The organism is Streptococcus sanguinis, assembly GCF_020729765.1.
Lineage (GTDB): Bacteria > Bacillota > Bacilli > Lactobacillales > Streptococcaceae > Streptococcus > Streptococcus sanguinis_Q.
The window spans coordinates 41649-62557 of the sequence record NZ_JAJEPD010000069.1 but is presented as its reverse complement, the minus strand read 5'-3'; the positions used below and the strand labels follow the sequence as shown (position 1 = coordinate 62557).

General features: G+C 43.7%; 17 protein-coding genes and 1 pseudogene. 4 read left to right on the top strand and 14 right to left on the bottom strand.

The genetic code is table 11. The annotated features are described in order from the left end of the window. Positions 1 to 77 precede the first annotated feature (77 nt). The 5 genes from K4H96_RS09610 to rsmH all read right to left on the bottom strand — a co-directional run bounded on the left by K4H96_RS09610 (position 78) and on the right by rsmH (position 6070). On the bottom strand, positions 78 to 1421 hold the full coding sequence (locus K4H96_RS09610) for a DEAD/DEAH box helicase (protein ID WP_002911287.1): 1344 nt from the start codon (positions 1419 to 1421) through the stop codon (positions 78 to 80). A gap of 104 nt (positions 1422 to 1525) precedes the next feature. After that, the gene (mraY, locus tag K4H96_RS09605; protein ID WP_002911286.1) at positions 1526 to 2509 is read right to left on the bottom strand and encodes a phospho-N-acetylmuramoyl-pentapeptide-transferase; all 984 of its coding nucleotides are present in this window, start codon (positions 2507 to 2509) and stop codon (positions 1526 to 1528) included. A 1-nt stretch (position 2510) separates the two neighbouring features. Beyond that, positions 2511 to 4799, bottom strand: coding sequence for a penicillin-binding protein PBP2X (gene pbp2x, locus K4H96_RS09600; RefSeq protein ID WP_002911283.1), 2289 nt, complete (start codon positions 4797 to 4799; stop codon positions 2511 to 2513). Beyond that, entirely contained in the window at positions 4789 to 5112 is a 324-nt protein-coding gene (gene ftsL, locus K4H96_RS09595) for a cell division protein FtsL (protein WP_002893529.1), read from the bottom strand. Before ftsL ends, pbp2x begins: the two co-directional genes overlap by 11 nt. A gap of 7 nt (positions 5113 to 5119) precedes the next feature. After that, positions 5120 to 6070 (bottom strand): 16S rRNA (cytosine(1402)-N(4))-methyltransferase RsmH, encoded by a 951-nt coding sequence (gene rsmH, locus K4H96_RS09590; RefSeq protein WP_002911280.1) that lies wholly within the window; start codon positions 6068 to 6070, stop codon positions 5120 to 5122. Positions 6071 to 6270: 200 nt separating this feature from the next. Here rsmH and K4H96_RS09585 point away from each other — a divergent pair, with 200 nt between their 5' ends. From K4H96_RS09585 to K4H96_RS09570, 4 genes are read left to right on the top strand one after another with little or no spacing between them, the layout of a single operon-like run. Then, the gene (locus tag K4H96_RS09585) at positions 6271 to 6486 is read left to right on the top strand and encodes a helix-turn-helix transcriptional regulator (protein ID WP_223338035.1); all 216 of its coding nucleotides are present in this window, start codon (positions 6271 to 6273) and stop codon (positions 6484 to 6486) included. A 47-nt stretch (positions 6487 to 6533) separates the two neighbouring features. Then, positions 6534 to 7064, top strand: a complete 531-nt coding sequence (locus K4H96_RS09580; protein ID WP_227956488.1) for a DUF3278 domain-containing protein — start codon at positions 6534 to 6536, stop codon at positions 7062 to 7064. Between the two features lie 31 nt (positions 7065 to 7095). Next, positions 7096 to 7638: a DUF3278 domain-containing protein gene (locus K4H96_RS09575; RefSeq protein WP_223338033.1), complete on the top strand. Its 543-nt coding sequence runs from the start codon at positions 7096 to 7098 to the stop codon at positions 7636 to 7638. Beyond that, the gene (locus K4H96_RS09570) at positions 7635 to 7811 is read left to right on the top strand and encodes a hypothetical protein (protein ID WP_223338032.1); all 177 of its coding nucleotides are present in this window, start codon (positions 7635 to 7637) and stop codon (positions 7809 to 7811) included. The genes K4H96_RS09575 and K4H96_RS09570 overlap by 4 nt, the downstream gene beginning before the upstream one ends. Before the next feature lie 59 nt (positions 7812 to 7870). Here K4H96_RS09570 and K4H96_RS09565 read toward each other — a convergent pair whose 3' ends face one another. From K4H96_RS09565 to K4H96_RS09525, 9 genes and pseudogenes are all read right to left on the bottom strand, one after another. Further along, positions 7871 to 8128 carry a DUF896 family protein gene (locus tag K4H96_RS09565; RefSeq protein ID WP_004189791.1) on the bottom strand — a complete coding sequence of 86 codons (258 nt, stop codon included), beginning with the start codon at positions 8126 to 8128 and terminating at the stop codon, positions 7871 to 7873. 22 nt (positions 8129 to 8150) lie between these two features. Continuing rightward, the gene (gene glyS, locus K4H96_RS09560) at positions 8151 to 10190 is read right to left on the bottom strand and encodes a glycine--tRNA ligase subunit beta (RefSeq protein ID WP_223338031.1); all 2040 of its coding nucleotides are present in this window, start codon (positions 10188 to 10190) and stop codon (positions 8151 to 8153) included. Between the two features lie 2 nt (positions 10191 to 10192). After that, entirely contained in the window at positions 10193 to 11110 is a 918-nt protein-coding gene (gene glyQ, locus K4H96_RS09555; RefSeq protein ID WP_002908141.1) for a glycine--tRNA ligase subunit alpha, read from the bottom strand. A gap of 199 nt (positions 11111 to 11309) precedes the next feature. Further along, positions 11310 to 12071, bottom strand: coding sequence for an elongation factor Tu (locus K4H96_RS09550; protein ID WP_223338030.1), 762 nt, complete (start codon positions 12069 to 12071; stop codon positions 11310 to 11312). 313 nt (positions 12072 to 12384) lie between these two features. Then, positions 12385 to 16905 carry a S8 family serine peptidase gene (locus tag K4H96_RS09545; RefSeq protein ID WP_223338029.1) on the bottom strand — a complete coding sequence of 1507 codons (4521 nt, stop codon included), beginning with the start codon at positions 16903 to 16905 and terminating at the stop codon, positions 12385 to 12387. A gap of 258 nt (positions 16906 to 17163) precedes the next feature. Then, a pseudogene (locus K4H96_RS09540) lies at positions 17164 to 17598 on the bottom strand (N-6 DNA methylase); the annotation flags it as partial. 30 nt (positions 17599 to 17628) lie between these two features. Then, positions 17629 to 19374 carry a DUF2075 domain-containing protein gene (locus K4H96_RS09535; protein WP_227956487.1) on the bottom strand — a complete coding sequence of 582 codons (1746 nt, stop codon included), beginning with the start codon at positions 19372 to 19374 and terminating at the stop codon, positions 17629 to 17631. Next, entirely contained in the window at positions 19374 to 19709 is a 336-nt protein-coding gene (locus tag K4H96_RS09530; protein ID WP_223338027.1) for a MazG-like family protein, read from the bottom strand. Before K4H96_RS09530 ends, K4H96_RS09535 begins: the two co-directional genes overlap by 1 nt. 308 nt (positions 19710 to 20017) lie before the next feature. Continuing rightward, positions 20018 to 20860, bottom strand: coding sequence for an aldo/keto reductase (locus tag K4H96_RS09525; RefSeq protein WP_223338026.1), 843 nt, complete (start codon positions 20858 to 20860; stop codon positions 20018 to 20020). Positions 20861 to 20909: the final 49 nt, after the last annotated feature.

Here is a 20909-nt window from a genome sequence, read left to right as displayed (position 1 = left end):
AGTTTCACTAGTCTATCATATCTATCTCATAAAGACTAATATATTTTTCTTATCACAGCGATAAGAAAAGTATATCACTAAAAGGTTTGGCGCTTAGCCTTACGCTCTGCCCGGCCACGTGCACGATTCTCTGCTCGCTTGGTCTTGCGGCGCTTTTCGTTAACAGCCCACTGAATTTTTTTCTTGTAGCCTGGCTTGATTTTTTTCTTTTTCTTCTTGACCAGCCCCAGCATTTCCGTGTCCAGCTTCTCCCGGCTCTTTTCCCGATTGGCCCGACGGTCTCGGTCATAGGTATCCTGAAACTCGTCATCCTTTATCATCTTGGGAGTGAATTTGATCCCCATCTTTTCCAGCTCCCGAATATCTGAGTCGTCGCTCGGCTGGTAGAGAGTAATGGCTGTACCAGGAAGACCATTACGGCCGGTTCGGCCTACCCTATGGACAAAGAAAGACAAGTCCTGAGGAATGGCATCGTTGATAACATGGCTGACACCTTCGATATCAATCCCCCGCGCTGCCAAGTCAGTAGCGACAATGTACTCAAAATCCAGATTCTTGACCTGATTCATGATGCGCTTGCGCTCCCGCGGAGCAATATCTCCATGAATTTTAGCAACTTTGAGCCCTTGAGCTGTCAGATAGCTGTGCAGTTCATCTGCCCTCGTCTTGGTATTGACGAAAATCATGGCCAGATAAGGCTGCAGAAGCTGACTGATTTGATAAATCTGAGCATTCTTGTCTCGTCCCTTGGTTGATAGGAGCCAGTTTTCAATGGTGTCCGCAATGACCGTCTTGGTCTTAATCTGCTCAATCACTGGATTAGATAGGTATTTTTTCAAAAAAGGCTGGAGCTTCTGCGGAATGGTCGCTGAAAAAACGAGAAACTGCAGGTCTTTTGGCAGCCGGCCTGCAATCTTATCAACCGTCGCCAAAAAGCCCATGTCCAGTGTCATATCTGCCTCGTCAACGACAAAGGTCTTGGCCTTGTGAATAGCCAAATCGCCAGACTCTACCAGGTCATAAATCCGCCCAGGGGTTCCGATGACGATATGAGGCTGACTAGACTCTAACTTCCCAATCTGACGAGCTTTGTCAGTCCCGCCGACATAATTGGCCACCCGAATCTCTTTTTCAGAAAAGCTAGCCAACTGACGAGCCGCCTGATAAATCTGTGCTGCCAGCTCCCGACTTGGGGCTGTAATAAGAGCCTGCACGCTGTCTGCTTCCTCATCCAGCATTTGAAAGATCGGCAGCAAAAATGTGTGGGTCTTCCCAGAGCCTGTCTTGGACTCACCGACCAAATCCCGACCTGACAATACCACTGGAATCAGCTTCTCTTGGACTGGAGTCGCTTCAACGAAGTTCAAATCCCTGAGCGCTTCCTGAATATAATCTTTAAACTTAAATTCTGTAAATTTCATCTTGTCCTCTATTCTATTATCCTAACTATTATACCAAAAAATTGACCATCCTGCTTATCCTCAAATCTAAGAAGCAAAAAAGCGAGCCAGAGACTCGCTTCTTGCTATAGATATAAGATAGCTAGGGTCAAAAGACTGCCCACGATACCGATTCCCCAGAAGAAGAAATCGACCTTCCACTCGCTCCACTCCTTGCCGTGGCCAGTTAGGCCTCCCAGCTCAAAGTGGTGATGAACCGGGGTCATCCGGAAAATCCGCTTGCCGCCGGTCAGCTTGAAGTAAGTCACCTGCATCATGACTGAGGTCGTTTCAAATACATAGACGATACCAATCAAGAGCAAAGTCCACTCTTGATGAAGGGAAATGGAGATAGCAGCCAGCATACCGCCCAAAGCCAAGCTTCCTACATCTCCCATGAAGATTTTAGCGGGCTTATGGTTGAAGACAAAGAAGCCTAGCAAGCCGCCAATCATGCTAATGATGACAATCAGAATATCAAAACGCTTCTGCTCAACAGCAATCACAGCATAGGCTACCAAGCTAATGACCACCGAAATGCTGGCCAAACCATCAATTCCATCCGTCAGATTGACAGCATTGGAAAAGCCAATCAGCCAAAAAAGGACGAAAAAGACATAGAGGAAGCCTATCTGGACAGGAACGGTGAAGATATTCAGCTGGTCACCTGCACCGTGCTGATTATAAAAGAAGTAAAAGACAACTCCGCCAACCAGCTGCAAAAACAGTTTCTGCTTGGGATTTAGACCCTCGTTGATCTTACGAAACACCTTAAGGAAATCATCCAAAAAGCCGACAACGCCATACAGAACCAAGATAAAAAGAATCATGATGAGGCCGTTGGACAGCTGATGCGAAAACAGACCGATAACAAAGCTGGCCAGAACAGATGTCAAAAGAAAGACAGTACCACCCATGGTTGGTGTTCCGGCCTTGGCCTGATGCTGCTTAACATCTTCGTGCATCTGTTGGCCTGTGATACGAGCCTTATGGTAAAAACGAATAAAGGCAGGAATGCCGATGATAGTTAGGATAAAAGTTACGATTCCTGCAATAAGAGCAATAAGCATATTAGTCTCCCATTGTAATTGTTATTTTCTTGAGATTTTTCAGCGAAGTATTGGTCTTCTCGCTCTGCTTGACGACCTTGGATCCCTCTCCTTTGAAAGTGACTTCGATGTCCTGCCACTTCGCAAAACGTTCGACATTGGCCTTGGTCCAGCCGTACATATCAGGCAGACTGTCTAAATCATCTGACAAGATCAAAACCTGCTGGTTGGCCTTGAGATTTTTGCCCTCTTTGACAGATACTTTTTTAATCTTGCCACCTGTTCCCAGCACAATTGGCTGGACGAGGTTGCGGCGCAATTCATCTGCCAGACCGCCAGGACTGACTTGATGTTTCAGACCTAGTTGCTTGGTCAGTTCTTCCAGTGATGGCATTTTATAGCTGGTTTCTTCAGTGACTGTTTCAAGAGCTGGAGTTGTCTCTGTCGTCAGATTAAGACTGTCTTTGAGAGCGACAGCTTCTTCCAAGACCGGATTGACCACTTCCTGCCAGAATATAGGCTGGAATTTTTCCTCAGGCTGCTGAACTGTCACATACATGATAAATTCCGGATTTTCTGCCGGGGTCATGGCAACAACTGAATAGATATAGTCGTTCTCGCCCTCTAGATAACCATTTTCAGAAGCGATCTGAGCGGTCCCTGACTTGACAGCGACATTCTGACCGGCCACTTGAATGACGGGTTCTCCACCGACATTCAGGGTTCCTTTGTAGGGGTCTGTTCCGACCTGAACCATATAATCCCGAGTGGTTTGAGCTGCTTTTTCTGAGACAGGATTTCCAATAATTTCCGTCGCAGTCTTACGAGCTGTATTGGTTTTAGGATCATGGATGGCATTGATAAACTTAGGCTCTACCATGACGCCATCATTGGCAACAGATGAGAAGGCACGTAGCATCTGCACCTGGGTCACACCAATCCCTTGGCCGAAAGAGCTCATGGCAATCGTAACATAGTTATCACCTGGCAGGGAGCCATAGGTTTCATTCCCCATCCCAAAGCGGGTCGGCAGACCAAACTTAAACTTACTCAAGTAGTCCAGCCACTTGTCATTGCCCATCTTCTGTTCCAAAATAGTCATACCAACGTTACTGGAATAGGTAAATCCTTGGGCAAAGGTCAGGGTTTCCCCTTCTGAAATCCCCATGTTGACATTCCAGTCCCGAATGGTCGCATCCATAACTTTGTATTCTCTACTGTCATAGGTATCGTTAGGATTAAAGCTGCCATTATCAATAGCTGAAGCTAGAGTCATAACCTTCATAGTAGATCCAGGCTCATACTGACCTTGATAGAGCATGGTGTTCCAGTTGCCCAGATTTTTCTCATTCAAGCCTTCCTTGGTATCGGCATTATAGGTCGGCCGTTGAGAAGTGGCTAGGATTTCGCCAGTCTTGGCACTGACCAAGGTCGCATTGACAAACTTACCTTTGACTTTTTCCTGAAAGGCGTTCATCCGCGTTTCTAGGTAGGTTTGCAAATCAGCCGACAGCGTTGTATAGACGTCCTTGCCATCCTCTGCCTGTACAGAGACCTTTTCCGACCCAGGGACAACATTACCATTTCGGTCTTTTTCGTAGGTCACAATTCCATTCTGACCAGCAAGAATCCTATCCAGTGCCTGCTCCATGCCAGAAGTCCCTTTTAGCGTCTTATTACCTTCCTTATCCTCCTGCAGCTGGGCAAGACCGATAAACTGGGAGGCAAAGACACCGTTACTATAACTGCGGTTGGGACTAGTAGTAAAGTCAATCCCTTCAATACCAGCAGCTTCAAAGGCTTCCCGCATGGCATTCATATTACTGTAGGTAATGCCATTGCCCTGGGCCCCGAAGGAAACCTGCTTGAGATTTTTCTGAGACAGCTGGGTTTTGACGTAGTCCTTATCCAGCTCTAGGTATTGATTGAAAATCTCTGCCACCTTATCGTACTGGGATTCTTCTACATAGAGAATCTTGCCGGTAGCTGACTTGTAACTCTTGTCAATAATGGCATAAACATTATAAGTCGTGGCATCCTCTGCAATGGGAACTCCATTTCGGTCATAAATCGTTCCACGCCGGGCAGCGACTGTGACCGTCTTTTGATGGACTACTTCTGCACCCTTTGATAGATTAACCCCGAACTTCTGGTCTGTTCCAATAATAATGGCAAAATTAATCAAGAAAACGAAAAAGAGAAAGATAGCTAAGATACTCATGCTCTTTCCCACTTGCCGCCGATTGTATTCAGGGGTTTGCCTATTTTTCAGGGCGTATTTTTTAATTTTTTCAAAAATTCTATTCTTCATCCGTTGAACTCACTGTTTTACGATTTCCCTTCTGGAGTTTCATATCCTGAGAGCTGGCTAACTGAGACAACCTTTCATAGCGGGTCAGTTCATTGACTTCCTGCTTGATGTCGGCCAACTCTGTCTGCTCCGCTTCAATCTGTGTATTGACTTCCGTCAAATCCCGATCCACCTGCAATAGCTTGGTCTGCATAAAGACGATGCTGACCGCTAAAATAATGGCAGTCAAAACGATAGATCCGTAAAAGGCCTTCTCAACTCGGGAAAATTTTCTCATCTGATCTTGAAGCGGGTTTGGTCTTTTTTCTGACATTTCTTCCTCACTTGTGTATCTTACGGGCCACACGCAGTTTGGCGGAATGAGCCCGGTTATTGCTTTCTAATTCTTCTTTGCTTGGTAAAATTGGTTTGCGGCTGACCAGCTCCAGCTTAGGCTGCAGTTCATCAGGTATAAAGGGCAAGCCCTTGGGAACATCCACTGTTGACGCCTCCTTGAAAAGCTGCTTGGTCAGACGATCTTCCAGCGAATGAAAAGTAATGACCGCAATCCGGCCGTCCACCGCCAGCAGATCAATGGCCTGCTGAATAGACTCATCCGCCGCTCCCAGCTCATCATTGACCTCAATCCGAATAGCCTGAAAAATCTGCTTGGCTGGATGGCCTTTCTTCTTCAGCTCCTTAGCTGGCTTGGCCGACTTGATAATTTCAGCCAGTTCTGTCGTTGTTTCAATAGGCTTGATACTTCTAGCCTGCTCAATCTTGCGAGCAATCTGCTTAGAAAACTTGTCTTCGCCGTATTTAAAAAAGATTCGTACTAAATCCTGATAACTATAATGATTGACAACCTCAAAAGCTGTCAAGGCTGCCTCGCGGTTCATACGCATATCCAAAGGTGCATCCTGTTTATAGGAAAAACCACGCTCACGCTGATCCAGCTGAGGGCTGGAAACGCCTAAATCATAACAAATCCCATCAATTTCTTCCACACCGGCTTCTTGCAAACGGCTCTTGAGGTGGCGGAAATTGTCCTTGATAAAGGTCACCATCCCCCGCTCTACATATGGAGCCAAGCGCTTTTTAGCATTGTCAATAGCTGTCTGGTCCTGATCGAAGGCATAGAGATGCCCTTCGTCTCCGAGCTGGCTCAAAAGATATTCGCTGTGACCAGCGCCCCCAAGGGTCGCATCAACATAGATGCCGTCAGGCTTAACTGCCAACTGGTCAACCGTTTCATGAAGAAGAACCGTAATGTGATGAAATTCGTTTGTCATATCTTACTTATTATATCACATTCAAAAGCAAAAAAAAATTTAAAAGAAAAAGTAAGCGGATGAAATCCTTTTTAAAATTTTTTGTCAGATATACTTGACACTTTTTCTAAAAAGTATTATACTAGCATAAAATAAAAGTCAAATATAACTGACAAACTTACTGGAAGTTATCAGTTATAGAATTAGAAAGGAAGGGTGTAATGAATCGTGTCAAAGAATTTCGAAAAGAAAAAAAGATGTCTCAGCTAGAGTTGGCCAAGTCTATCGGGGTATCGCGGCAAACTATCAATATGATTGAAAACAACAAATACAACCCCACCCTCGAGCTCTGTATCAATCTGGCTAGAGCGCTGGATACTGACCTAAACGCCCTCTTTTGGGAACCTCAGCTGACAGATGAAGAATCAGAGGACTAAGAATTTTTCCCTGCAGCAAATTTCATACCTAAAGAAAGGACTCAAACATGAAAAAAGAAACATTCTCAGACAAGATGATCAAACGATTTTACGGCATTACTGGACCTTTGGACGAGCAAAAACGTCAACAGGCTGAGCACTTAGGAAATATAGGCTTTATTTGGCTTTTCTTGATTTTGCAAGTTGGTAATTTCCTAGCTTTCATGCTAGCCGATATCTATCCAGGCTTAGATGCTCGAATTTACCCCATTATTATAGAGCTTCTTACCTTTATAATAGCTGGTATCATTTACTTCAGGTCTGAGRAAGAGSACCTGGCAGATTTGGATTTGGAACTAATGAGTGAAAAAGAAAAGCGCAAGCTTCAATATCCTGGTCTTAAGATTGCTCTCTTCGTTGGATTAACTTTCCATCCTATCTTTAGCCTTATAGAAGCAGTCACTCTCAAGCAAGACTTTTTCACTCTCTTTTTACAAGCTGATCGAATCCTGAAAACAGCCTTGGTCGCTAGCATTTTAGGTGTTTTTATCAGTTTCTACTTCAAATCACGCAAACACCATACTGAACAGAGCGAATAATCCCTCGACTCAAGCTAGAAAGGACACAAACATGAAAAAAGAAACATTCTCAGACAAGATGATCAAACGATTTTACGGTATTACTGGACCTCTGGACGAGCAAAAACGCCAACAGGCTGAGCATCTAGGAAATATAGGCTTTATCTGGCTTTTCTTTATTCTGATTTTTGGCAATGCCATCGCCTTTCCCCTAGCCTTTCGCTGGCCCAAAATTATCGCTGTTGCCTATCCAATCCTGCTGGAAATCCTTATCCTCGGCTTCTGTGTCTATATAGTCATTCAAGCACGGCGCAAAGGAATTGATGACCTAGAGCTAGGACTTCAGGATGAAAAAGAAGAAAAAGCTATGAAACATGCTGGTCTCAAAGCAGGTTTCTCCTATTGGCTGCTCTTTTACCCTCTCTTTGGCATCATGATAGCTGTCATGGAAAAGAAAGATATCCTACAAGTTCTGCTTCAGCCTAAACTCATTATAACTGGATTAGCTGCAGGCCTTGGATTTGGACTGATTATGCATTTCATTGCCAAAGGAAAGATTCGTCAAGCACAAAAAAAGGAGGAAGAAGACCTATGAGACTCAATCTCAAAGAAAAAATTGATTTAGGGATTCTGTCCCTCATTATTGCCATCGCTGCTTATTTCTTTTTCCGTATCACGGAGCCTTGGATTTTCTGGCTGGATGTAGCAATCATCATTAGCTGCATCTATGTAGCTCTCCGCATTTTGAAAAAACATAAACAAGAATAAAAGAATCCCTCGACAGGAACTTTCTAGCTTCCTAGCGAGGGATTTTTTTATATTTTTACTTAAGACTCTGGGTCATCCAGACTACGGCCGTGAAGGCCTTTCTCGCGCTGAACTTGACGCAATTTTTCAGGCGTCACATCATTGCCATCCTCATCAACAATCTTAATGCCTTCGATGTGATGGCGAACAGAACGACGGTAGCCTTCGATGTACTCTTCACGAAGCTTGGCTTGTTCCACTTTTTCCTCAGCAGTTAGACCTTCAGCTTTTTTCTTTTTAGCCAGTTCATTGATACGTTCAATTTTTTTAGGATCCATGATTCTACCTCTCTCTTACCTTTTATTTGGTATTAATCTGATTAAACTGGGCCAGCTGTCCCGCTTTAGCCGTCAAAGACGCCAGGAGAGCTAGGCGATTGTTACGCACAGCCTCATCTTCAGCCATAACCATGGTATGGTCAAAGAAAGCATCAATAACTGGACTGAGTGTAAAGAGTTGGTCCATATTGGCAGCCAAGTCAGATGTCAGCTCCACTGCTTCAATGGCGGCAGCCAAGTCTTTTTCCTCTTGATTTTCAAAGAGAGCTGGATTGACAGCGGTCTGCCCTTGGGCTTTCTCAGCTAGATTAAAGACCCGAGACAGGCTTTCGACTGCTGACTTGAAGTTGTCTTCCTGAGCTTTTTCTGCTAGGAGCGCAGCTGTTTCTACCAAATCGCGTACGACAAAGTTAGTGCTTTGAAGAACAGCCGTCACGATGTCTTTTGGAATGCTGCGATCCATCATTTTCTCAATGCGGGCACGGAAGAAGTCCAGCACCGCCTCTTGATTGTCATAGCTTAGACTATCAAACTTGAGTTCGTAAAGTCGACCAAGAAGCTGAGCCAAGTCAATGTTCCAACCAAACTTATCCAAGATACGCACAACACCCTGAGTCGCACGGCGCAGAGCATAAGGGTCATTGGAACCGCTCGGAATCAGTCCAACAGAGAAGAAGGACAGAATGGTATCCAGCTTATCAGCCAGAGCCAAGACAGCACCGACCTTGGTATCAGGTAATTCGCCATCGGCTGAAGTCGGCATATAGTGCTCCCGAATGGCAGCTGCCACCGCAGCATTCTCACCAGCCAGAAGAGCATACTTCTCACCCATGATACCTTGCAGCTCGTCAAACTCACCAACCATGCCGGTCAGCAGATCAAACTTATAAATAGCTGCTGCACGAGCCAAATCGGCTGTCTCATCAGCATCCAATCCAGCTTCTTGCGCCAAGAGAACAGCAATCTTGCCAGTCCGCTCCATGTGCTCTGCCAGAGAGCCAATCTTTTCGTGGAAGGTCACATTGCTCATTTTTTCAACCAAGTCGGCAATAGCTAGTTTTTGGTCTTCCCGCCAGAAGAATTCCCCATCTTCCAGACGAGCCACCAAGACTTTCTCATTTCCCTTGATGACATTTCCCAGATGCTCTGCATTTCCGTTACGGACAGAGATAAAGTGTGGCAAAAGCTTGCCTTCACTATCGCGCACAACAAAGTAACGCTGGTGCTCTTTCATGGAAGTTACCAAGACTTCTTCTGGCACCTCTAAGTATTTAGCATCAAAATTACCTAGGAAAGCAGTTGGATATTCTACCAGATTCAGAACTTCATTGAGCAAGTCTTCGTCAATCTCGATAGAAACCCCGTGCTCCTCTTCTAGTGCTCGAATCTGCTCGACAATCATATCTCCCCGCTCAAGAGGACTGGCAATGACAAACTGAGCCCGTAGATCATCTTCATAGGAATCCGCTGAAGCAATCTCCGTTTCTTTGCCCAAGAAACGGTGTCCTCGACTAGTACGTCCGCTCTTGATGTCCAAGAATTCCAAATCAAAGGCCTGCTCATCTAAGAGCACAGTCAAGGTGTGGACCGGGCGAATGTATTCAAAGGTGTTGTTGGCCCAGTGCATGCTGACAGGGAAGGTCAGGGCTTGCAAAACTTCTGTCACTGCTGGGATGATTTCTTCTACAGGGCGGCCGATTTCTTCCTTAGTCACATAGACGTATTCTTCGCCCTTAATTTCACGGAAAGTAATATCCTCAACCGTCAAGCCCTTGCCACGGACAAAGCCTTCTGCAGCCTTGGTAAAGTTGCCATCAGCATCCAGAGCAATTTTCTTAGAAGGACCTTTGAAATCTTCGGTCAGATCAGACTGCTTGTCCGCCAAGCCAACCACGCGTACCGCCAAACGACGCGGTGTGGAGAACATTTCAATTTTCTCAAAGGTCAGACGATGGTCTGTCAGGAAGACTCCCATCTTGTCGCGCAGCTGCTTCATGCTCGGTGTCACGACATAGGCTGGCATTTCCTCCAAGCCTAATTCAACTAATAAATTCTTTACCATGATTATTCTCCCTCCTCTGCCAAGAGTTTCTCGCGAGTCTCTGCATCCAAAAGCGGATAGCCCAGACGCTTGCGCTCAGCCACAAAGGTCTTAGCCACGACACGCGCCAGATTACGAATACGGGCAATGTAACCAGCCCGTTCTGTCACAGATACGGCTCCACGCGCATCCAAGAGGTTAAAGGTATGCGAGCATTTGAGAACATAGTCATAGGCTGGGTGTACCAGATGCTCGTCCAGACAGCGCTTAGCCTCCGCCTCAAACTTCTCAAAATTCCCCAAGAGCAAGTCTTGATCGCTGACCTCAAAGCTGTACTTGGAATGCTCATACTCAGGATGAGTGAAAATTTCGCCGTACTTAACGCCATCAGCCCACTCAATGTCATAGACAGAGTCCACTTCTTGGATATAAGAAGCCAGACGCTCCAGACCATAAGTCACCTCAGCAGTCACCGGGTGAGTTGGCAGACCTCCGACCTGCTGGAAGTAAGTGAACTGCGTGATTTCCATTCCATCCAGCCAAACTTCCCAGCCCAGACCAGCAGAGCCAGTTGACGGATTTTCCCAGTTATCCTCAACAAAGCGGATGTCGTGCTCCAGCGGATTAATCCCCAAGAGCTCCAAAGACTGCAAGTAAAGTTCTTGGATATTGCTTGGAGATGGCTTCATAACCACCTGAAATTGATGGTGCTGATAAAGACGGTTGGGATTTTCCCCATAACGACCATCTGCTGGCCGACGAGACGGCTCTACATAGGCCGCATTCCATGGTTCAGGACCAATGGCACGCAGGAAAGTGTAGGGGCTCATCGTTCCCGCTCCCTTCTCATTATCATAAGCCTGCATGAGCATACAGCCCTGGTCATTCCAGAACTGTTGTAGAGTCAGGATAATTTCCTGAAAGGTTAATTTCTTAGACATTTTTTACTCCTTTAGTTTATTTTGATTTCTTGCGAAGCGTTCAAAAGGGAACGATTATTTCCCTTTTGAAAAGCTAGTACATCGCCTAGACAAACCGCCCATAGCGGTTGTCGTCAGTCAATCGAACCTTTAGGTTCGCAATTGACTTTGGCGAGGTGAAAGGGAAGTTTCTTGGACATTAGTTACTCCTTTAGTTTGTTTATATCTCTTTGTCTATTATTTTCTGTTCTATGAACCAATCCAACAAGGGAAGTGTTTTATCTGTATTCGTCCAACGATGATAAGAATCAAAGACCGCTTGTATGTTGCCTAGATTTTCTACTAACTTGTCAACTGTCAAAAAACTGCGCCAGTATTCGTAAAAAATACTAGCATAATTCCCTTGATAAGTCGAAGTGCCGAAATCATTCAATGAGTGCCAACCGTGCTTTTTCTGAAAGAGCTTTACGAGAGACTGATTACAAGCTTTTTCTGCTCGAAATTCCTCATCTGTAAAGAAATACTTGCGGCTAATATACTCAACCATCCCTTCTTCAAACCAGATATAGGCACCGTATCCATCAAAATCATCTGAAAAATGTTCTGACCAATGAGCCAACTCATGGCCCACAATCTGTAAGAGAGAATTTTCAGACAAAGACTGATAATGGCTTTCTATTGCTCGAGTTTGGTGAGAGGTCTCGTAATTCTCCAACTGAAGGAGATACACATCTTTCCAAACCGTCAATTCGGGAGTCATAACCATCCGCCTATCATTTGTATAGGCTGGTACAGGAATTTCCCGAATGATCCGCGTAGCAGAATCAAAATCGGACCAAATGATGGCTTGCGGCAAGTCATAAACCGCAAACTCGTCTTTTAAAAATGTTAGATAAGCCTGCAACTTTGCGGAATTCTTTGCGACGAAATCTCGAAAAGCTGCTAATTGGTTCTCGTCTTTTACAAGGTAAAGGTTCTCCACGAATCTCCTTTCTTTCGAACAATAGACTCAGTACGCAAAAGAACCACATCCGACACTCCTAGGTTATTCACCTAGGGGCGTCAAGACGCGGTTCCACCCTAATTTATTACTTCATTACTTTTGAGATTATAACCGAAAGCGCCATCTGCACTGCTTCCCTATCCGGCTCACACCATCCCGAACTCGCTAAAAAGTAGACAATGAGATTTCTTTCTAAAAAAGATTATAGCAGAAAATAGGGCCAATGTAAAATACTTATCGAAAAATCCCTCAAGTTTCAACTTAAGGGATTTCTAACTGAATTGAAAACCAATTAAACTTGTTTAGGTTTTTTCGGTCTGACTACTCTTGGCTTTCTGCCATCAAGTTTTCTCTTGGCTACTCTGAGGTTGGCAATGGCTTCTTTGACATCTTCCTGACTGGCACCTGGATTAGCCAAAACTTCCTTAGCCTGTGCATAAGCTTCTAGATAAGCCGACTTCACCGCGTCAGTCGCATAGATAAACTTATTGCTGATAGCTTGGTAATGCACCTCATCATCGACTAGCTTCTTGAGATTAGTAAAGTTAGTCGCCTTGCCATCCAGCTTCTTCTCTGCAGTAGTCAGCTGAGCTAGGGCTGTATCTATTTGCTCCTGGGTCACCTTGTCCTGCACCAAGAGCAGAGCAACTGCTTGGAATGCCTTGTCATAAGCACGGCGAGTCCTATCCTTAGCATTGGCATAAGCCCCTGTCTTAGTAGTAGCTGCATAAGCCTCTACTGCCGCTTTAACCGCAGCAATATCAGAGTCCTTGCCGTCTAGATCAGCAGATGCTGTTTCTAGTTTTGCTCTTACGGCATCGACTTGCGTTTGGGTCAGTTTGCTTGTCAAAGCTTCCTTGGCTGCTTGATATGCTTGGTCGTAGGCTGTGCGCTTCGCTGCAGAAGCATTGTAATACTGAGCAGTGCCGACCAGACTAGACTGCTGATTAACAGCTGCCAGCAAGCCCGACTTGACGATAACTCCCAGCTTCAGCAGATTATTCTTACCTTCTTTGACCTCAACAGTCGGCTCATTTTCCCAGAGCTCATAGCCCGTCGGGAGGTTGACAAAGACAGAGTAGAATCCAGCCGCTACGGATCTTCCGAAAGCATGCTTGCCAAACAGTTCTGCTGGAAGCGTATAAGCATCGCCATTATTATTCTTGAGAACCACTTGGGTATTCTTCGGAACAGCTTGATCAAAGGCAACGCTGACTGGTGCAAAGACTAGCTTCTTGACTAGAAACTCAATCGTCTTAAAGCTATCTTGGGCTGTCAGCTCAAACTCCTGAGTCAGATCGCTGTAGAAACGAAGCCCATCCTTATCATAAGTAAAGATCTCTGCTGTATAGCGGCCAAATGGCAGAGCGTTGATTTTCTTGCCCTTGTCCAGTTCGACATACTTGCCCTTGCTATCCTTGATCCGATAGACAAAGGTCGACGATACATCTTGATGCGTATTAGCATCTACCAGAGCGACACGGATACGACCATCATTTTCAGCACTGACCAGCTCTGACAGAGCTATGGCATCACGGTTGCCTGCATAGTCCTCTACCACATAGAAAATCTTAGACTTGTCCACTCCTTTTGGCAAGGTGTAGCTGCCATCTGCATTGGCTGAGATGTAAACTCGACGCTCGTAATCACGCTCAATGCCAAAATCATCCACGGCTTTATAGGTCTCTTTCCCTTTTTCATCTGCTTGCAGATAGAAGACCTGTTCTCTCAAAATACCGCCGTTGCCGACATCTTTTGGCTTACGAGCCGTAAAGGTTTCCGCACCATCCTTGGTACTTATATAGCCTGAACTAATCAAAGGCTTCTGCGTATCAATCTGCAGCTTAAAGCTAATCTGCTGCTCTTTAGCACCTGGTACATCTGGCGTATAGCGAACCACATAGGTATAGAGGCCGTCCTCCAACTTATCACCCTTGCTGTCACGACCATCCCAGTATGTATCTTCTAGTAGGTAGGACTTAGGATTGTCTGACTGACCACTATAATAGTTCTTGCGGCCTTCTCTAATCGTGCTGCTCTGCCAGATTGGGAAGCGATAGTCCGTATCATCTGCCGTATAGACACTAGCTGTCAGATTATTGATATTGCGATAGAGAACTGTCCGATACTGGATGCTGTCCTGATTGCCATCACCATTAGGTGAGAAGGCCAGACGAATCTTGCCATCCGCTCCCAGCTGCAGCACATGCTTACCATCCGCATTTTCTGCAGTTCCCAGTACAATTGAGCTGCGAGCAGCTGTTCGACCGGTAGAGTAGAGTGTATCATTTGACTCTGTCACAAGGGAAGAGACATTGTCATCAGACAGGATACTCTTGTCCTCTGGTACTGGGTAATAGAAGCCTGACTTACCTTCTTGGACTAGATCATAGATTGGTCTTTCTACAGCTGGCAGATCTTGGAATTGCCCGCGGAAGCCCATGAATGGCAGACTAACCACATCGCCGTCATCCGCTGGATCAACAAAGCGGACAAAGCCTTCTAGGAAATAGCCATTCGGCATCTGCTTGATCAACTCTTCCGCAAACTTAGCAGTATTTACCTTGACCGTCACTTTCTGGCTGCTGTGAGCCTTGACAGTAACTTCTGGCCAGACTGTTTCAGTTAATTTGCGAGGTGTCAGAGTAAAGTAGCCATCCTTAACCGCATCCGTATTGGTATTGACAATCATCTTCAGCGTCCGGTCCTTATCAGTGATATTATGAACCGTAACATCAAAAGTGAAACTGTCTTGGACATTGCCCAAGGAAACACTAGGATATTGGTTATCTCCTGTCACATAGAGGCCAGTAGAAATAGCCGCTGCCGTATCCACGATACCAGCACCCTGCTGACGCGGAGAGGTGTAGACACCAGTTTCTTTGTTGACGTGCAGCTTAGCTGTTGACATGATGAGGGCTTTGACCAAATCGGCATTCTGGGCAGGTGTTAAATCTGGATAGTGCTGAAGCAGATATTCCTTGACCAGGGCCGCTACACCAGCCACATGAGGCGTAGCCATACTGGTTCCCTTCATAGAGCCATAGGTATTGTCATTAAGCGAAGAGTAAATATCGCCACCTGGCGCTGTCACATCTGGCTTGAGCAAACCATCTGTCGTTACACCCCAACTAGAGAAGTCAGACAGACTACCTGCTCCTGGATGCGGCCGATTGACCTTAAGACCATTAAAGACCGCCTTGTAATTACCAGCTGCTAAAGCCTCTCCATATTCCTTACTGATAAAGGCTGACGGAACCTTTTTAGATTCACTGTCCAGGCTCATAGTCAGGTTAGCTCCGTCAACATTATTGTAGATCAGAGCACCAATAGCACCATGGCTGATGGCATTTCTAACCTTTTCAGCAAAGGTAAAGGAACCACGCTGGATAAGAGCCAGCTTACCTGTCAAATCTTTACCAGCAAAGTCTTCTTCACGGCCAAGACCAACATGGACATACTCATATTCTTTGCCCTTTTCAAAGGTTGCATTTGTCTCGCCCATGGAGTAGCTGAAATGACCGTTCAAAAGCTTATCGTTCTTTTCCAGACCACGAACTTCCATGACTTCCTCTGTCAGAACAGTGTTATTGACAGAAGCGACTGAGATAGAGCTTTCTGCTGTTGAAGGACTGCCAACCAGACCATAGTCTGGATTTTCAACCAGCGGTTTAGAGTATTCACTTCCGAAGGTGTTGTCATTACCCGCCGCAATGATCACACTCACTCCCTTAGCCCGAGCGCGCTCAATAGCGGCCTGCAGACTAGGGCTGACATCAACCGTTGAACCTGTTGCTGAGCCCAGACTCATATTGATGGTATCAGCTCCCAAAGCTACTGCATCATCAATAGCTTTGATATAGATAGCGTCGCTGGTTGTGCGTTGACGGTCTGAGAAAACCCTCATAAACATAACTTGTGCTTCTGGCGCAACACCATAGACATACTCGTCATTAGGAGCTTTCTTGTTGGGATTTCCCGCTGTAATCCCTGTGACGTGCATACCATGTGAGTAACTGTTCTTTTCCTTGACATTGTCATCACCGTCGATATAGTTATAGGCATAGACAACCTTGTTGTTGTACCATTTCCCGTAGTCAATACCGGCCTTTTTCTTAGCCTCTTCCAAAGCCGCCTCTGTCTGATACTTGGCCTTTGACGGATCAGAAATCTTCAGAACCTCGTGATGGACATACAGACCTGAGTCGATAATGGCTACCACACGGCCTTGACCTTTGTAGCCTTGAGACCAGGTTTGAGGAACCTTAATAATCTCATTGGTACTGATGCTGCTTGGCTTAGCATCGCGAGAAGTTGGTGACTCTGCTACTGCATCAGGATTAGCAGCAGGCTTTTCTGAATCTGCGGCTGACGGAGACTCTGCTGTCGGACTAGCTGGAGCTGTTGGCTTGGTCTCTGTGGTAGATGGCTGAGTTACCTTCTCAGCACTTGAAGAAGCCTGTTCGGATGAAGAAGGCGCTCCTTTCTCTACAGGAGCTGCAGCTGCTTCCTTAGCCTCTGCCGTAGAAGGCTGGCTTGCCTGCTCTGTACTTGAAGCAGCCGATTCAGAAGAAGCTGGTGCTGCTTTCTCCACAGGTGCTTGAGTTGCTGGCTGACTCTCAGGTGTAGATGATTGAGAAGCAGACTCAGTCGCTGATACCACAGCGGCAATCGGCTGACCTTGCCCTGACGAACTAGCTGTTGCCTGCTCATCTGCCCGAGCCTGTCCAGCACCAAAAACCAGAGCAGTCCCCAGCAGAATAGAAGCCAAACCGAACTTGTATTTACGGAGTGAAAAACGTTGTCTTTGCATAGAAGTCTCCTTACTTTATTTATAAACCATATTATAATAAAAATTTTCTGACAATTCATACACTCCTAACAAATGTAACAAAAACGTAATAAAAACGAACGTTATAATAAAAAATAGCTATATAATAAAGTTTCAAGTCTCTATTTATTTGAAATACAGAATAAATACAGTTTAAAATCCGGAAATAAGAAAAACCAATCAGAACTAGCGCAGAATGCACCAGTTTGATTGGTTTGTGGTAGGATATTTCTTTAGATATTATTTCTCAAATTCAGCCAAAAACTTCTCTAGTTCTTCCTGAGCTTCAGACGTTGTGCCTGTGAGCTGGCCCAGCATGTTTACAAGTTCAGCTGTTTTGCTGGCAATCTCCTTATTAGTACGATTAATCTTAGTCACAATCTCAGTCAATGGCTCGACTTCTTCTTCCTCAAAAGTATCTACGTAGCGAGGAATATTGAGATTATAGTCATTTTCGACGATTTCCTCATAACTTGCCAGGTGGGCAAACTTATCTATCTCCTCACGAGACTTATAGGCTTCCAAAATATTATCAATATGAGCATCCGTCATGATATTCTGGTTCTTACCCTTGTCAAACTCCCTAGACGCATCAATGAAGAAAACATCGCGGTTCGTCCGGTCTTTCTTGAGAATGATGACAGTCGTTGGAATGCTGGTATTAAAGAAGATATTTAATCAAAGGTATAATAATTTTTTGTTTTTTTATTTTACGGAGTTCTTTAGAGCATTATTTAATGCTTCATCAACAGCATAAATATATAAACCATTTACACCTCTAGWCAACAAAACATTTAATTCATTTCGCAACAGTCTTTCACCATAATTTACTTTTTCGCCATTCTCTAGTTTACGATTTTGAACAGCGCCCTTATTTTTACTTTCAGAAATATCATAAATAACTTTGCCATTCCGATATTTTACAGAAGGTCCAATAATAACACCTGCATAATTTAAGTCAAATCCCTGAACTGTAAAAGTAGAGCCTATTTCATCAATTGTTTGCGGCTGTTCTATCCAAGATAATTTTGAGTATTTTTTATCTCTAGGTAATTCCCTATTCCAAGGACAAGACCAACCATTAATTTCTACACACCAAAATTCTTTATTTCCGGGTTTTGATTGACTACTATAGTCCCAATCATAGGTAGCAATCAATCTTGAAATACCCAAATTTTGATTTTCATCTTTAAATTTGATTGCATCCTGGAGTTCTTTTGCCGAATCAAAAATTTTAATCTCATATCCAGAATCTTTTGTTAGTTTACCAAGGACCCTATTATCAATGWTATCTCTAATCCATTTTATAGTACTTTCACTAGCTTTGATTCTCATTTGATTATTCAACTCGATATAATTATCATTTTGTATAGCTTCTAATTGTAATGTTGCGAATGAATCATCAATCCACACTTGTGATTTATTCATTATTTGATTTTCATCATACACTAGAACTACTACTTTAGATTTTTCCAATAAATCTTTTAAATGATTTCCCCCATGATACGCTTGATTTTTTGAAGTCAAAAGCAAATGTCCTTCATCAACAATAACTATACCTGCATCAATTCTTTCTTTTCTGAGTCTATTTAAAAATTGAGTAGGTTTCATCGCAACCTCAAGTTTGGAGCCACTATTCCAGTCAAGTTTTTTCTCAATTTCTTTATACACACTCRACTGATCCTCATGGTTTACAATCAAATTTATAGAATTATGCTCTCTAATAAACTTTGTATCATCAGAATTTAATAAATCATCTACCAAAGAACTCATCAAAACAGTTTTACCTGCTCCAGCTTCACCTTTTACTAAAATCAATGTTCCGTGATCTTCACTACCAAGTGCAGAGGTAATTTTAAAAATAATCTTATCTTTTGCTTTTACTTGCTCCTGAGTTAATTTATGAAAAGGAGAAGATTTAAATATTGCAGAATTCCTAACTATACTTTCAGCTGGAAACAGGTATTCATTTTTTCTATTTAAAGATCGCCAAATTTTAGTAAAAATATCATCAAGTTCATCGGATRTATAATATTCATTTTGAGGATTTCCTCTTCTATTTTGTACTCTGGTAACATTGTCGACACTTGATAAATAAAGCATTAAACGATTTTCTATGTCTAGAGTTAACGACTTATTAAAATGATTGTGACCAATTACAAACATCTTCGTTGTCGAAGATGTTGCAAAATCTCTCCAATCAYCTCTATTCTCTTTTTTTATATCGTCAATTAAGTGTTGACTAGTTCGCCGAATTATATCAGTTGTTTCTCCTATGTATACACTAAATTGATTTTTCTTCTCATCGTTAACAATATAAACTACCGGATAATCAAATAAAAATTTAAAATCATTTTTATTTTTACTAAGACTAAGTTGATTTTTAAGTTTCACCAGTGAGTTGCTTGCATACTCTATTTCTCTTACAATTGGACTCTGTATTTTTACCATTATTTCTCCAAATCAGTGTATTTTTTGTTATTACCTTTACTCAGGTTAACTGGATACTTCATGTTATTAGAAATAAGTTTATCCTCAATAATCTTATTTACATCAAGTTGTAAATTATCAGCCAACATAAAACTATAAATTAAAACATCAGCTAGTTCCTCTTTAATCCTTTCCAATGATTTACTGGTGACTTCCTCAGACTGCTTCCACTGAAATAGTTCCAAAAGTTCACTTGCCTCTAGTAAAATAGATATAGCCAAATCTTTTTCATTATGAAATTTACGCCAATCTCGATCGTCTCTAAATTTATTGATTTTGTTAATTAATTCATCCATTATTAGTATCTCCTAGAGTTTTTGAAAAAATTTCCTCAACATACCAGAAATTATAGCATTTTTAAAATTTCTTTAACAGTTTAAAATAGATTAATCTTCTAAAACTCAATTTTAAATATGAAAACAGAATTTATTAATTTAATCAATCGTAAATTAAACTGAATTAAATCTTGTCATATAAAATCATTACAGTTATAATTATTATTTTTATAACACTTAGATGCTAATAAAAACTTAACATTTCAAAAATACCAAAAACCTCTTGCACTCAATAGACCAAGAGGTTACTATCTATTTCCAACATTATCCTAAAAATCCATCCCATCCGGATCTGGTGCCCCAGATTCAACTGATAAACTCTTCAGAAGTTCCATATCAGCAGCATCTAGCTCGATGTCAAAGCAGTCTAGATTGCTGGCAATCCGGCTCGGAGTGACCGACTTAGGCAGGGGCAGGAAGCCTTCCTGCAAGCTCCAAGCTAGAGCGATTTGGGCAATGGTCTTGCCATACTTGTCTGCCACAGCCTGCACAGCTGGATTTTGGAAGAGCTCACCTTGGCCAAATGGTCCCCAAGCTTCCAGTAAAATCTCATGCTCACGGCAGAAGTTCACCGCCTCTGTCTGATAGACACCTGGAGCCAGGCGGATTTGATTGACAGCAGGAGTCATGCGCACTGTTTCAAGCAAGGCTTCTAAGTGATGAGGCAAGAAATTGCTGACGCCAATCGCTCGAATCTTGCCGAGATTATAAAGATCTTCCATAGCCCGCCAGACTTCGGCATTGCGCTTTTTCCAAGCATCGTTTTCCCTCAGGGGTTTGGGATTAGGCCAGTGGATGAGGTAGAGGTCCAGATAGTCCAGTCCCAACCGCTCCATTGAGGCCGCAAAAGCCTCTTGAGCCTCCTCATAAGTATGAATGTCATTCCAAAGCTTGGTCGTGATGAAGAGCTCCTCCCGCGGAATGCCGCTATCCTTGATTGCCCGTCCGACACTCTCTTCGTTCTTATAGATGGCTGCCGTATCAATATGCCGATAGCCTGCCTTGAGAGCGGCTAATGTTGCTTGATAAGCTTCTTCGCCATCCTGAGCCTTCCAAGTACCGAAGCCCAGCACCGGAATGCCAACACCATTGTTCAAAAGATATTCTCTCATCTCATGTCTCCTTTACAAGTTCCATCTACTGCCTTCAGCAAGGCAGCTG